At 41.2% G+C, this 14918-nt stretch carries 9 protein-coding genes; 5 read left to right on the top strand and 4 right to left on the bottom strand.

Going from position 1 to position 14918, the window contains the following annotated elements; translation table 11 throughout:
- The 4 genes from A9239_RS06225 to A9239_RS06210 all read right to left on the bottom strand — a co-directional run.
- Positions 1-932: tetratricopeptide repeat protein (locus tag A9239_RS06225; RefSeq protein WP_141706390.1), on the bottom strand; the 932-nt coding region annotated here is incomplete at its 3' end.
- A 118-nt stretch (positions 933-1050) separates the two neighbouring features.
- Positions 1051-2316: a P-loop NTPase fold protein gene (locus A9239_RS06220; RefSeq protein ID WP_048154570.1), complete on the bottom strand. Its 1266-nt coding sequence runs from the start codon at positions 2314-2316 to the stop codon at positions 1051-1053.
- Between the two features lie 229 nt (positions 2317-2545).
- Positions 2546-4612, bottom strand: a complete 2067-nt coding sequence (locus tag A9239_RS06215; RefSeq protein ID WP_048154567.1) for a putative cobaltochelatase — start codon at positions 4610-4612, stop codon at positions 2546-2548.
- A 21-nt stretch (positions 4613-4633) separates the two neighbouring features.
- The gene (locus A9239_RS06210; RefSeq protein ID WP_230669021.1) at positions 4634-6307 is read right to left on the bottom strand and encodes an S-layer protein domain-containing protein; all 1674 of its coding nucleotides are present in this window, start codon (positions 6305-6307) and stop codon (positions 4634-4636) included.
- Between the two features lie 459 nt (positions 6308-6766).
- On the opposite strand from A9239_RS06210, the gene A9239_RS06205 reads away from it, so the two are divergent.
- From A9239_RS06205 to A9239_RS06185, 5 genes are read left to right on the top strand one after another with little or no spacing between them, the layout of a single operon-like run.
- Positions 6767-7348, top strand: a complete 582-nt coding sequence (locus A9239_RS06205) for a hypothetical protein (protein WP_048154561.1) — start codon at positions 6767-6769, stop codon at positions 7346-7348.
- 29 nt (positions 7349-7377) lie between these two features.
- Positions 7378-8136: a PQQ-binding-like beta-propeller repeat protein gene (locus A9239_RS06200; protein WP_230669019.1), complete on the top strand. Its 759-nt coding sequence runs from the start codon at positions 7378-7380 to the stop codon at positions 8134-8136.
- The gene (locus A9239_RS06195) at positions 8120-9190 is read left to right on the top strand and encodes a hypothetical protein (RefSeq protein ID WP_230669017.1); all 1071 of its coding nucleotides are present in this window, start codon (positions 8120-8122) and stop codon (positions 9188-9190) included. The genes A9239_RS06200 and A9239_RS06195 overlap by 17 nt, the downstream gene beginning before the upstream one ends.
- Positions 9191-9202: 12 nt before the next feature.
- Positions 9203-13177, top strand: a complete 3975-nt coding sequence (cobN, locus tag A9239_RS06190) for a cobaltochelatase subunit CobN (RefSeq protein WP_048154558.1) — start codon at positions 9203-9205, stop codon at positions 13175-13177.
- 16 nt (positions 13178-13193) lie between these two features.
- Entirely contained in the window at positions 13194-14771 is a 1578-nt protein-coding gene (locus A9239_RS06185) for a hypothetical protein (protein WP_048119800.1), read from the top strand.
- The last annotated feature ends 147 nt before the right edge of the window (positions 14772-14918 follow it).

Genomic DNA, 14918 nt, shown 5'->3' with positions numbered 1-14918 from the left:
ATAGCTTTAGTAACTTCACCGAGATGGAGGTAGGAACTACCAAGGTTGCCAAGAAGTACTCCATCACTGTGTTGATCACCGACTTCATGTGAAATAAAAAGAGCACGCTCATAATATTCAATAGCTTTTTTCACTTCGCCAACGTCACTACAGGCATTCCCAAGTTTTCCAAGGACTGCGCATTCTCCACGACGATCCCCTATCTGCCGGGAAATTTTAAGAGATTCTTGAAAATAGGTTATCGCTTCTTTAGAATAGCCTCTGAGCAATTTAATCATTCCAAGCTTGTAATTCCAGTAAGCAAACTTTTGAGAATCAATTGTTCCTTTTTCGTGATATTCCTTCAATAGGCGAGAGTAATACTCCCACCTGTCTTCAAGTTCCTTTTTGCTTAAGGATTCAAGCTCCGTGTCACCAAAATCAATAGCTGCTCTTACAACTTCTTCTTTTTTCATGTCAAATTCAAGGACAGTGGTACGCCAGGAAAAAAAATCCGGCGCTTCTTTGAGGATTTTTGAAAGAGAAATACTGTTAATCCAGATTATTACAGGATTTTCAATGGTCAGAAAGCGCTCTCGCATCATATTCAAAAGAAGAAGCGCTTCAGATTTTCCCTCACTGGTCTTTTTCTCTATTGCTTTATCTAATCCAAAAACGAAGAATGCTACCTTTTTATTTCCTTTTATGTTTTGAGTATATAATTCCGATGCTTTCGCCTCGTTTAGCAACTTCAAAAGATCAGGAGAAGACTCACTCATGTTGATATCATAAATAAAAAGTTCGCCTTCCAGCCTTTTAACAGTCTCCGTATAGAGCGCATTGCAGAGAACTGGTTCATTGCAGCGCACAAACACAATTGAAAGGTCTTCTGAGATACTTAGGAGAGTGACCAGTTTATCCAGTTTGTAAAGATGTTCAGGTTCAAGCTCCATATTCACACCTCTTTTGAAGGCCTATAACATTGGTTTCATTTATTTTTTGTAATGCAAATTTGATAAATACAAAATCCGTTTACTTTCCCCACCAGAATATAAATTAACAAAAGTAGAATTAATCGCTACTTGCATTCTGCTGTAGCAAATGTTTCTCTTCAAGAATGGTACGGACAATGGGATGCAGGTCACACCAATTTCTCCCGTTTGTATATTCCAGGACGCTCAGATTGTGAAGCAGGCCTACAAGACCCTGATCCCGTTTTATACTTTTGGAACGGGAAACTTCAAGAAGAACGTCATAGTCTTCATCGCTTAGCTGAGCCTGAAAAGTATTCTTGAGATCATTGACCACTTCTTCTGCAACAGCCTTATCAATAACCGTTTTTCCTCTCGTAAGGGCAGTGACAGCCGAATCTCGAATAATTCTGATGTAGTCTCTCAGAACTCCCCCGCTCATATCAATAATATATTCAAGGGCTTCAGATTCAAAAAGGTTAGAATTCACCCTTTTTGCGACGATCTCTTTCATGAGCGCACGCTCTTTTGATTCCCGGTTCACACTACCATCTGGTTCATGGACTTTGATATTGGGATACATGATATCGTCGCTGAAATTCAGACGGATCTGTGTAAATCTGTCCGAACTTTTTAATGAAATAGGAAAAGTGTATATGATATTGCATATTGGCTGAGATAGCTGCGTACCATGATTCCCAAATAAATCCAGGGCTTTGTCAGGATCTGATTTTTCCAGATTATCAATAATTACAAGCACTTGCTTTCCGGTACATTCGATTTCAGCAACAATATCATTGATGATGCTGATTAATTCTGAAACTCGAGGACCGATTTCTTTTCGAATTTCTTTTCTGGTCTCCGTTTCGTTTTTCATCCATGTGAAAATATTGATAAGAGCAGGCAAGCCAACTCCAATACCAAGACCTTCCTTTGTATTAGAAATCAGATGTTCAGTTATTGTCTGACCCCATTTGTTCGCTCGCTCAACTAAATCGCTTTTGAGAAATATTTTATTTACCTTAGAGTTTTCAATCAGTTGTGCGAGAATAGAAAGAAGTACATCAGTATAATTGATATCGTTAAGATCTAGTAATTTCATAACGTTATAATTTACAACGAAAAACTGATCACTTAAATGTGAAACAAGTCTGTTTAAAGCAGTTGATTTTCCTGAACCCCTATGACCAGTGAACAGAATTTTAATGTGTTCTCCGGTCTCCAGTCCCAGCTCCAGGCGTGTCTTAAGCTTTGAAATTCGTGTCTCGTTTTCCCCAATTTCAACATAGTATTTCTTCAGTTCCTCGTCAAAAAGTGCTTTTTCGGGGTTAAACAAGTGATAAACAGATTTCAGATCATCAGTCATTACCAAGACTCCCTGTAAAATGCTTAATTTGGGTTCTGTAACTAGGTTCTGTAACTAATCATTATTAAGAGTAATATTATAAGTATATGCCCGCTTTCAGAACCACAAAGGAAGAGGAATCAACTGCAGAAAGACATAGTAAGATAAGAAAGATAAAACAAAAAAGTAAAGACTAACAGGCCATAACCCTATAATTCAAGATATTGAGAACTTCTATTGACAAGTCCCTTCAACTTGAAAAGTTGGCTGAAGGAACTGAAAATTCAAAAGGAGCTGAAGATCGAACAGCTTCAACTATTGAATCTGCCTTCAAGTCCTCAAGTGCAAGATATTTGGCTCCAAGCGCATTGGAAATTTCCTGAGCAAGCCCGAATTTAATAATGCTGCTTTCCGTATCAATAACTGCAGATTGTATGCATTCCTTTCTAAACATGGAAGCTATTGTTTTTGATTCCTGGAGAGGAGCTTCACCATTCATACTGACATTTGCCCTTCCGTCAGAGATCAGAACCATAAAAGGACAGGTATCAGGGTCACGTCGGAGTTCTGCATGTATGGTTTCATAGCCTTTCATCAGCCCATGGGAAAGGGGGGTCTTTCCCCCGGTTGGCAGTTCCTCCAGATATTTTTGTGCCATTTCCACACTGGAAGTTGGTGGCAGCAACAACTCTGCTCCTGTCCCCTTAAAAGCAATAAGTCCCACTTTATCACGTTTCTGGTAGGCGTCCATCAACATTGAAAGAACTGCACCTTTAGAAGCTACCATCCGCTGCTGAGCCCCCATTGAACCGCTAGCATCCACAACAAAGAGTACAAGGTTTCCTATCTTTTTCTCACGGACTTTTTGCCTGAAATCCGATTCATGAATGACTATGGAGTTTCCGTTTTTTTCCCTTACAAGCTGATAAGGTGCAGCTGCCCTCAGGGTAGCATCAAAAGCAAGATCCGTTGTTTTCTCCTCTGGGATTTTACTCTTAATATACCTGCCCTGTGTGGATTTCGTCAGGGTTTTGCTGCGCCGACCTGATCCATTTCGGTTCTCTCTGCGAAAATCAGGAGAAAATTGCTTTATCTGGTAACTCTCTCCTGTTGCAAAAATAGTTTCTGAGGAAGCATCCGGTTGTTCCCCGGTGCTGTCCTCTGGGTTATCTGATTTCTGCTCTTCGGAAAGGGCCTGTTCTTTTCCTGACTGCTCGTTATGCTCTTTTTTTTGCTGTTCGTTTTTATTTTTTTCTTTTTCCTTTTCTTTTTCCTTTTTCTTTTCCCTTTGTTTCTCTATACTCTCGTCGAGTTTATCCTGCTTATCAGAATAATTATCAAACGGTTTTCTGCGCATACGGTGAGGAAGGACTAATTCTGCAGCTTCTTTTACATCCTCTTCAAGAACCTCAGTCCTGCCGTAAAAAGCTGCAAGTGTGATTGAGGTTTTCATCATTGTGATGTCTGCCCTGTGCCCATCAACCCCCATATCAACACAGATCTGGCTGATCAATTCAAGCATGCTGTCTGAGATCTTCACTTCAGGAAGTAATTTCTGCGCCAGAATAATCTGTTCACAAAGCTCGGACTCTGCAGCCTGCCAGCCTGCTGCAAAAGCTTTAGGATCGGTTTCATAGCTGAGCCTGTATTTGATAAGTTCCACTCGTCTGGCTACATCCATGATTCCCTTTATATCTACACATAAACCGAAACGGTCAAGTAATTGAGGTCGAAGTTCTCCTTCTTCAGGGTTCATGGTGCCTACAAGCACAAAATTCGCAGGGTGAGAGAAAGAAATTCCTTCTCTTTCAACAGTGTTTACTCCCATTGCTGCTGAATCGAGGAGTACATCTACAAGATGGTCATCCAGAAGATTAATCTCATCCACGTACAGGATACCCCTGTGAGCATAAGCAAGTACACCAGGCTCAAAGCGTTTTTCTCCTTTCTTGATAGCATGTTCGATATCAAGAGTTCCTACAACGCGGTCTTCGGTGGCACTTACAGGCAGGTCCACAACCTTCATTTTTATAGAAGAACTCTTAAGAGTCCCAGCTTTTACCTTTTCCAAGCATTCTTCACACATTGCATTTACATCATTAGGATCGCAGCGGTATTTACAGCCTTCAACTACCTGTATTTCAGGTAGGAGATTGGCAAGGGCCCGGACAGCTGTTGATTTGGCAGTACCTTTTTCACCCCTGATCAGAACTCCTCCAACTTTTGGATTTATAGCGTTCAGGATCAGAGCTTTCTTCATTTTCTCTTGCCCTACTATTGCAGTAAAAGGGTAAACAATAACGTTATGGTTTTTCATGGTTTAACCTCAGTATATCTTTTAGTTTCCAAGAAGATATTCTTCAACACTCATTGTCGGAATCGTCCACTGAGTGACTGTAGGAAGAACAGAATCTACCTTTTCCACCTTATTCATGAAGGGGAAAAAGGTAACATTGAGATTTCCTCCTGTTTCCTTTTCAAAAGACCCAAGGTGGATTGCTTCCGTAACCTCAAGGTCCGAACCAAAATTGAGAGCATTTTCATTTTCAAGCCGGATTTTAGGGGAAGTTTCAACAACAGTAAGTGCCCCAAAAGTATCCCCTACTTTTATTTCAAGAGGGCTTTCGGAAAAATGTAGTGGGTATTTTAGGCTTACACCAGAGCGTCCGTTTCCCTCCAGGACATTATTCACATATATGGAAAAGAGGGGGACGTCAATACCATTTATTGTCTTATTGTACAGGAAAGTATGTGTACCCAGATCAGCTGACTTCCCTGGAGATATTATGCTTGAGTAAACAGTAGCATTATTTCTCAAAACTGTCAGATGGACCTTATCCCACTCTATATCATCTACTCTCAGGGTATATCCTTCACCAAGGTCCCATTCGTCACCGGAATAGAGACATCTGCTATTGTTATCATCCATAAGGACATTTACAATTCCCTGATCGTCTCCAAGATATGCATATTTTTCACCATCCCATCCAAGCACAGAATATCCGCCATCAAAAGCATTTTCCCCATAATTCCTCATCTCCGGGTTTTTGTATGGAACCTTGACAGGCGAGGATTCATAAACCAGACCTCCTTCCGGAATCCAGTCGTCTTCAGCATTAAGATTAAGTTCAAGCCTTTCTGTACTGAAATTGTTTTCAAGATCATAATAGAGCATACCAAAAGAATCAGCTGTCCAGACACAGGAGTCAGAAGAAGAATCCGAGCGATTTACAGTTAAAGAGGTGCCTTTTATCTGATATGACTTGATAACGTCTTTAGTCATATTGTAAGAGCATGCCCTGTATACATTATCAGCCACTCTGAAATCAATCAAATCTTTAAGGATTGTGACATAATCTCCAGGCTGCATCCTTATAGGCACTCTGTTTTTCAATTCGATCTTTTTATCTGTAGCTTCAGTGACCTCGAAACTACCATACTGGTCCCCAACGTTAATCTCAATCGGTGCAGTCGAATACTGGCTTACACTTGAGAGACTCACAATTGGATCCTTACTGTCAAGAACCCGGCTAAGAGTTCCTTCCAGAATTGTATATTTAGTACCGTTTATTGTAGCATTGAATTTGAACTTTGAACCTTCTTCAAGAGATTCCGTGGTAACTGGGACGGAGTTTTGCTGAAGTTCAAGGAGAGCAGAATCATTGTTTACCCCCCGAAGCACCAGTTTGTAGCCATTTCCTAGATCATAATCATTACCCCGTTGAAGATCACGACTTCCATAGCTAACCAGGTTCTCAGTGATCAACCCATTTTCAAAGACTTTGTATTTCTTCCCAAAGAAAGCCGTTGAACCATAACTGATTTTTGAGGTATAAGTTGCATTTCCCGTATCAATAAGCCCGTCTCCAGAGAAATTAAGCTCCAACGACTCATAGTATGTACCAGTAGAAGTTGAATAATAAAATCCAGGACAATTTTCCCCATTAAGAATTGTATGTTCTCCGGCTGAAATATTTACAATCGGACCTCGTTGTTCAATAGCACCTTCCACAGGAGTAATAACAATTAAAATCAATAAGATAAGAAAAATAATATAAAAATTGATAAAAATTCTGGTTTTTTTGTTACCATAAGTCATAAATGTGAAAAATATGGTAGCAATATATATCAATTTCGTTTTTTAATTATGAAATGTAATTTATACGTTATAAAATAATCATTGGTGTTGGAAGAGGACATGATGCAAATAAGATTTATTTTGAAGAGTAGGCATCAAAACAACAATTAATATTTGGCTTGATTGATAGTGAAATATAGGAAAATACATTAAAAATAAAAAAGAACATTAAAAATAAACGAATTATCGAATAGAGAATTGACATAGTAACTTAGAATCACAGGAAAATTTGATTAGAAAAAATAGTCATAATTTTTATTTTATTATTACTATATGAGATGATTTAAGAATATTTTCGAAATATTTATTAATCACTTTCTATAAGGGTCAATTATGATTTCCAGAAAGACTATAATATTCGGGTTTATAGTCCTGAGCCTCGCAGGCTTGATAATTTATTCTCAAATCGTGCCAGAGAAAAAAACCGTGTATAAGGAAGACTTCAAAAATTGTAATTCTGAAGGAGAGTTTCTAAGATGCAAAGATGGAGCACTGTACCTTGAAACAACAAATTCGGCACAGACAGGGAAAGGATTTTGGAATAAAAATGTGAGCCTGTCTCCAGGAAAAATTTCCTGGAACTGGAACGGACAGGATCTGGATAAATTCAGTCTCTGGTTAAAAGTGACATTCAGCGATCACAAATCCATTTACTATGTTGCAGCGGGAAGCATGAATCCGCAATCCGAAGGTGAATATTATAGGGATCAGGAAAACCGAAGGCGATTTTCACCATCGATTATAATCTCAGGAATTCCAAGGAGTACAGTTGAAAGGAATCTCGTCGAAGATTATAAAAAATACTGCGGATCTGCTGAAAATATAAAGATTGAAAAATTGAGTGCAGGTTTTGGAGACAACAGTACGCAACATCAGAATATTCTGAGCATCTCAGACCTGAAGATATACGGATAATGACAAAGGGTAATCAAAGGAGTCTAAAAATGAAAAAGAGTATTGTTGGGCTGATAACTATATTATTATTGTTATTTTTGGTTTCTTCGGGATGCGAATCTTCAAATACTGTAGCCTCCGGTGAAAATGGAAATAACAGTAGTGAAGAGATATTAAAAAATGATAGCGCTCAGGAAAGCGGCCAGCTGAGTCAGGAAAATCTAACCTCTTCTGAAAAATCTTCTCCTTACATTTACTGGGAGTATGAACTTGGAGATATAACTCCAGAAAATCTCAGTGAAGGAAAATCGAATGCCCAGGACTGTGTAACATACACCCAGGACGGAAAGTATGTAGCTGTTGGGACAGGAAAAAAACTGACAGTTATTGATGTGCCAGACAAAAAATTGCTATGGGAAAAAACCTTAGGAGGAAATGTTTCAGACATTTCGTTCTCGAAGGACGGGAAGTATCTGATTGCAGGGGAAAAGAGTACTGACGGATACATTTATTCTCTGGATGCCGGTACAGGAAATGAAATCCACAGCTATAGAAGCGCCGATGACCTGGGAACCAGTACGAACTCAAAATATCAGCCCTGCATATACAAAATAACGGCTGCTGATGACGCTGTATACATTGCAGCAGGTCGATATTGGAAAGAATCCGGGTATGGGCTAGCTTCAAGGGTGTACAAATTCAACCCGGATGGCACTCTTTCCTGGAAACTTCCAGCAAATGAAAACTATGCTCAGAGTGTAAACTGGATCGATTCAAGCCAGGACGGAAAAAATGTGGTTAGAAGATAGCCCGGATGCTTTTATTCACTGCTTTGATTTAAACGGAACTGAAATCTGGAAATATGGAGCAGGTCAGGATCTGGGTTCAGACCTTGACCACATGCCAGCCATGAAAAAAATAAAACTGGATTCAAAAGGGAACATCTATGTTGCTGCCAGTAGAGCTTGTGGCTACATAGGAGAGAAATACAAGTATTTGGGAATAGTTTATTCTTTTGACTCCGAAGGCAATTTGCGCTGGAAATTCCCTGAATCCGAACTGATGGACTCCGGAGTTACATGGATAGATAACACTCCTGACGGAAAATACGCTGTTTTCGGGACGACCTGCTTTACAAACGCCGACAAATGGAAAGAGGGAACTGTACATGTTCTGGACGGAAATACCGGAAAAGAGTACTGGAACTATTCAATCCCGCCCCTTGAGCCATTTTTTGATTATTCAGCAATATGGTACAGTACCCAGATTACTCCTGATGGTAATAATATAATAACAATGACCAGTGATGGACGAGCCTTTTTATTTGACAATTCCAGGATCATGGAAACCAGTGTACCAGAAGTAAAATGGCAGGAAAACATTTCAACCCCGGTTGTAGTAAGCGGAGTCCCTATTTACGGCAGTGCGAATTATGCATATATTATCAACAATACCCTTATTTTCTCAATAGGCAGCACTTTCTCCAAAGACAAAAACAACGATGCTCCTATAGAACATCCCAACGGAAACAGCCTCTTTGCCTATGATACCGACGGCAACCTGCTGTGGAAATGGAGAGTGGACGGCTATGCAGGGGAATGTGCAATGAATGACAGGTATCTCGTTGTCCCTATAGCCCAGAACCTGGTGACCAAGGATAGAAGTGCCCATGGAGTGTATGTCTTTGACGTATCAAAAAGTGGAGGTTCAAATTCTAAACTTGTCCAGGTTTATAATACCAAGGGAATTACAATAGCGGCTGATATCTCCCCTAATGGAAAATATATTGCAGCCATGGAAGCTCCTGCAAGGCTTGATGACGGCACAGTGCTGGGAGAGTACAAAGTGCATGTTCTTACGTAAGAGGAGAAAAATATGAAAATTATTTCAATAACATGGAATTCCTATATTCCCACTCTCCGCAAAGCTGCCAACGATCTTAGTATAGAGCTTGAAGCCCACTATTCAAAAATTCTGGAAGATAATCCGGAAGAAGCTGAGAAGGTTCTTCTTGCATGCGAACATGCGGATGCGGTCTTTCTATACTATACATCAACCCCTTTCTGGGAAGATTTCTATGAAAAACTTGAACCGTTAAAAAAGAGGGTACCTGTAATCTGTGTAGGGAGTGATCCTTCCTCACTTACCCTCTCTTCGGTGAAACTTGAGATTGCAGCTACATGCTTTTCTTATATCATCTATGGAGGACAGGAAAACTTTGCCAATATGCTGCGCTATCTCTTAAAGGAAGTTTTTGGATGTGAGATTGAAACAAAACCTCCTGAAAAGATACCATGGGATGGGCTATATCATCCGGATGCAGAGAAAATATTCTCAAACGTTGAAGAGTATCTCAACTGGTACGGGCCTTTGAAAGATAAAACCGTGGGACTGCTTATCTCTCGAACTTCCTGGGTAAATAATGAACTTGAGATAGAGAAAAAACTGATAAAAGAGTTAGAAAATCTTAACCTATCGATTGTCCCTGTTTTTGCATATTCCTTGAAAGATGAGGAACTTGGAAGCAGGGGAATGAATGAGGTCATAGAGGATTATTTCATAGAAAACGGCAGGCCCATTATAGATTGCCTTGTAAAGCTTTCTCCTTTTTTTATTGCAAGCAGTAAAACCGAAGAGAGAAATGCATCGTGCGCAGCAAAAGGCATAGAAGTCCTGAGAAAGCTTGACGTCCCTGTTTTCCAGCCTGTAACTTCACACTATATGACTGTTGAAGAGTGGCAGGAGTCAATGGGATTAAGTACTGAGATCGGATGGAGTGTGGCTCTCCCGGAGTTTGAAGGCGGAATTGAACCCATCATGATAGGAGCAGGTAAAAAAGAAGGAAATTACATGGGGCGTTTTCCTATCGAAGAACGCTGCTCAAAATTTGCATCCAGAATTTTAAAATGGACCGAACTCAGGAAAAAACCGGTCAACCAGAGAAAAGTCGCCTTTATCCTGCACAACAGACCCTGCACAGGTGTTGAAGGTTCGGTAGGAGACGCTGCAAATCTTGATTCTCTCGAAAGCGTGGCAAGGATACTGAACCGGATGCAGGAAGCAGGCTATACCGTTAATCCTCCTGAAAACGGAAAAGACCTTATTGAGACCATTATCAAGAGAAAAGCAATTTCCGAGTTCAGATGGACTCCCATTAATGAGATCGTAAAAAACGGGGGAGCCCTTGATTTTGTAGAAAAAGAAGAATATGAGAAATTTTTCAATACCCTGAGCCCGAAAGTAAAGCAAAGAGTGATTGAGAGCTGGGGAAACCCTCCTGGAGAAGAAGTAGACGGCATTCCTGCAGCCATGGTATATGATAATAAACTCGTTGTGACAGGAGTACAGTATGGAAACTCCGTGGTCTGTGTGCAGCCAAAGCGAGGATGTGCAGGTGCCAGATGTGATGGGAAAGTATGCAGGATCCTGCACGACCCGGAAGTTCCGCCAACTCATCAGTACCTTGCGACCTACAGATATCTTGAAAACACCTTTGGAGCCGATGTGCTCGTACATGTTGGGACCCATGGGAACCTTGAGTTCCTGCCAGGAAAAGGGGTTGGGCTTTCAGGAGATTGCTATCCTGATATAAGCATAGGGACAATTCCCCATCTCTATATCTACAACTCTGACAACCCTCCGGAAGGTACAATTGCCAAACGCCGGAGCCTTGCTTGTTTGATAGACCATATGCAGACTGTCATGACCTCAGGAGGGCTTTATGAAAACCTTGCAGAACTTGACAGGCTGCTTGGGGAATACGAACAGGCAAAACACGATAAGGGACGTGAGCATGCCCTGAAGCACCTGATCCTTGATGAGATCAAAAAATCGAATCTGAATTCCGAGATAAAAGCCGATGACCAGACTCCTTTTGAAGAGGTAGTAAGAAAAGCGCATGAAGCTCTTGGGAAGATAAGGAATACCCAGATCCAGAGCGGGATGCATATCTTCGGACAGATGCCTGAAGGCGAGAAAAAAGTTGAATTCATAAACTCGATTTTAAGGTATGATGACCAGGGAAGTGTGGGAAACAAAGTCTCGATTAGAAGGTTGATTGCAGAACTTCTGGAACTTGACCTTGATGAATTGATCTCTGACCAGAGCCGGATTTCCAAAAACGGAAAATCAAATGGACAGTTGCTTGAAGAGATAGATTCACTCTCTAAAGAATTTATAAGAACATTTATAAATAACCCGGAAAAAGAGCCAGACCGGATAATCAAAGAGATTTTTGAAGGAAAAAGCTTTGAAAAACAGAATATCAAAGGAAAAAAATTTGAAGAACAGGGTGTCAACAAAGAGATAAATAACTCTGAAATAGAGCCAACCAGGATAATAGAAGAGATTTTTGAAGGAAAAGGTTTTGAAAAGCAGGAAATTAAAAATCTGAGCATAAATCCCGCACTTCTTCAGGCTGCCGCTTCGATCTGCGATAGAATCCTTGACCTTGAATCCAGAATAGATGACTCTCTTGAAATTGAAGCCCTTTTGCACGGTTTCGATGGAGGATACATCCCTGCCGGTCCTTCAGGCCTCATCATGCGTGGAAGAGATGATGTACTGCCAACAGGCAGGAATTTTTATTCACTTGACCCAAAAAGGATTCCGACAAAAGCTGCCTGGAGGGTAGGACAGCAACTCTCAGGGGTTCTGATTAATAAGCACATTGAAGACGAAGGCCGGTACCCTGAGAATGTGGGATTTTACTGGATGGCAAACGATGTAATGTGGGCTGATGGAGAAGGAATGGCCCAGATAATGAGCCTTATAGGGGTTGAACCAGTCTGGCTAAACAATGGACAACTGAAAGGGTTCTCCGTGATCCCCCTTAAAGAATTGAGCAGGCCCAGAATTGACGTTACGGTCCGAGTTTCCGGTATTCTACGGGACAATTTTCCAAACTGTCTTGAGGTTATAGACGAAGCAATCCAGGCTGTGGCTTCTCTTGATGAACCTGAGGAAATGAATTATCTAAGAAAACACAGCCTTCAGATGGTTGAAGAAGGAGCGGATTCAAGGGATGCCACTTTAAGGATCTTTTCGAGCAAACCCGGGACTTATTCGGCAGGAGTTCAGCTTGCAGTCTATGCAAGTGCCTGGAAAGACGAAAAAGACCTGGCAGACATCTTCCTTTACTGGAATGGGTATGCTTATGGAAAGGATGTAAAAGGCAAGGAAGCTCACACTCAGCTTGCGTCAAGCCTTAAGACTGTAGATGCTACCTTTAATAAAGTTGTAAGCGACGAGTATGACCTATTAGGATGCTGCTGTTACTTTGGGGTCCACGGAGGCTTTACAGCTGCAGCCAAGCAGGCTTCCGGAAGAGATGTAAAAGTTTACTTTGGCGATACTCGAGAACCTCAGCACGTTGAAATCCGAGACATGGCTGATGAAATGCGAAGGGTCGTAAGAGCCAAGCTTTTAAATCCAAAATGGATTGAAGGCATGAAACAGCACGGATATAAAGGCGCGCAGGACATTTCTAAAAGAGTCGGAAGAGTCTATGGCTGGGAGGCCTCCACCCAAAAAGTGGACGACTGGATTTTTGATGATATCACAAAGACCTTCGTGCTTGATGAAGAAATGCGCCGCTTTTTTGAAGAGAACAATCCCTATGCCCTCGAGGAAATGTCCAGGCGGCTCCTTGAAGCGCAGTCAAGAGGACTCTGGGAGCCTGACCCCGAGCTTCTTGAAAAGCTGAAAAAATCCTATCTTGAGATCGAGAGCTTGATGGAAGAACTGGCAGGAGAAGGAGAATTTCAGGGTGGAGCTGTTGATATAATTAGTTCTGAAGATGTCCCTGATTGGGATGCGAAAATGAAGGAAATCCGAAAAATCCTCAAATAAGAAAAAAGGTAGTGGAATGAAAAAAATAGGTTTTCTCCTCCTTGTACTTGTGTTAATCATACAACCCGTAGCTGCACAGGTTCAGCAGGAGGATTTCAAACCTGAAGATATGACCACATTCACAATTCAGGTTCCTCACGGGGTAGAAGGAAATGGTCTTGCAGTTGGGAACAGTACGCTCTCTGCATATCTTTTCTTTGAAAGCTATTATGACGGCAATATGAATGTGACAGTGGAACTTGACTTACCGAAAGGTTTTGTGCTTCACGAGCCCTCGGTGAATTCATTTTCACTTCAGACCGAGTATGATGACTGGTACAGGCTTGTTGACTTTTATATACCTGCGGATACCCCCTGTGGGGTTTACAACATAACTGCAAAAGCAGTTGTTGATGTTAAAGGAACAAAACATACTATTGTTCGTACAACCCAGCTTAAAGTTGCTTCAAAAGAAGAAGTCGCAAATGACGTCTCAGTATCCCAGCTCATAGTACCGTCAGACGAAGACGGATATGGAGATCCCAGCCATCCTTCCAATACCCTTGTTGTCCAGGAAACATCCCCTGCACTCAAAAAGCTGCTAGAGTTTACAGACCTGAAGATAGAGAAAGAGGAACTCACTTCAACTGACATGGGAATAGAGCTTACCAATGCCGGAAATAGTACAATTCCTGTAATAGTCACATATGACATTCTTGACATAAAAACCGGTGAACCTGTAAAAGCGTTTAAGCCCGATATTATGGGAATGAAAGCGGACACCTTGTGCTATGCCACCGTAACCCTTTCTCCAGGATCAAGTTCACTGATAAGCCTTCCTATATATATATCTCCGGATGCGATGGGCGGAGACTACCTTCTCAGAGTTAAAGTAAAACTCACAGGCACCGACTGGATTGCAGTAACAAAAGATCAAAAAATTACTGCAATCTCAAGGCGGTGGGGACCTATAATAACTACGTTTGCCGCCTCTTTACTCGGAATTACTGCCCTGGGATTTTTTTTCTCAAGACCCAGGAAGATTATGGACAGGTTTAAAACCCGCAATCTTGTGCTAATTGCCCTTTTCGGCACGGTTTCTTTTGCAGCGATAAGCCTGCCTATGACCATCCTGTGGGATTTATCCCATGCAATCTTCGGACCATTCAGTTTCCTGTTCACAGGACTCTTCAATGAGATTCTTCTTTACATGCTCATTGCTTCTCTTGTAGTCCTGATTCCAAAACCAGGAGTTATAAGCCTTTTTATGATGGTCAGGTTTCTACTTGGAGGTTTCATAACAGGTAGTTTCACACCTATAACTTTTATAACACTGTCAATCAACGCGATAATCCTGGAATTTTTGTTGTATGTTGCAGGTGTAACCGGCAAAAATCCAGCTCCAGATAACAGGTTGAGAATGGGAATTATTTGCGGATTTGCGGACGTGATCAGCGGATATGTGTCCTTCAGTGTCTGGATGGTACTCTACAGACTATTCTACAGCAACTGGTACATAGCTGTAAATCTACTGATCGACGGATTCCTCTACACCTTCATAGGAACCTGGTTCGGAATAAGCCTTGGAAATAGACTAAAGAAGGTGGTAGAGTGACACTAACCGTGGTCAAGCTTTCCCTTGGAAAGGATTGCCATTACTCAGGGTTTTCGATCAAGCTTTTTATCAAAAGGCTTGTGGTCAGGCTTTCATTTGGAAAGGATTGCCATTACTTGGGGATTTTCGATCAAGCCTTTTCTCAAA

The organism is Methanosarcina sp. A14 (assembly GCF_001729375.1).
GTDB classification, from domain to species: domain Archaea; phylum Halobacteriota; class Methanosarcinia; order Methanosarcinales; family Methanosarcinaceae; genus Methanosarcina; species Methanosarcina barkeri.
This window is presented reverse-complemented; position numbering and strand designations above follow the sequence as displayed.

Coding starts and splice junctions, on each gene's coding strand:
- A9239_RS06195 (WP_230669017.1), top strand. CDS start 8,120: ATGTGGTTAGAAGATAGCCCGGATGCTTTTATTCACTGCTTTGATTTA.
- A9239_RS06215 (WP_048154567.1), bottom strand. CDS start 4,612: ATGAAAAACCATAACGTTATTGTTTACCCTTTTACTGCAATAGTAGGG.
- A9239_RS06220 (WP_048154570.1), bottom strand. CDS start 2,316: ATGACTGATGATCTGAAATCTGTTTATCACTTGTTTAACCCCGAAAAA.
- A9239_RS06205 (WP_048154561.1), top strand. CDS start 6,767: ATGATTTCCAGAAAGACTATAATATTCGGGTTTATAGTCCTGAGCCTC.
- A9239_RS06185 (WP_048119800.1), top strand. CDS start 13,194: ATGAAAAAAATAGGTTTTCTCCTCCTTGTACTTGTGTTAATCATACAA.
- A9239_RS06200 (WP_230669019.1), top strand. CDS start 7,378: ATGAAAAAGAGTATTGTTGGGCTGATAACTATATTATTATTGTTATTT.
- cobN (WP_048154558.1), top strand. CDS start 9,203: ATGAAAATTATTTCAATAACATGGAATTCCTATATTCCCACTCTCCGC.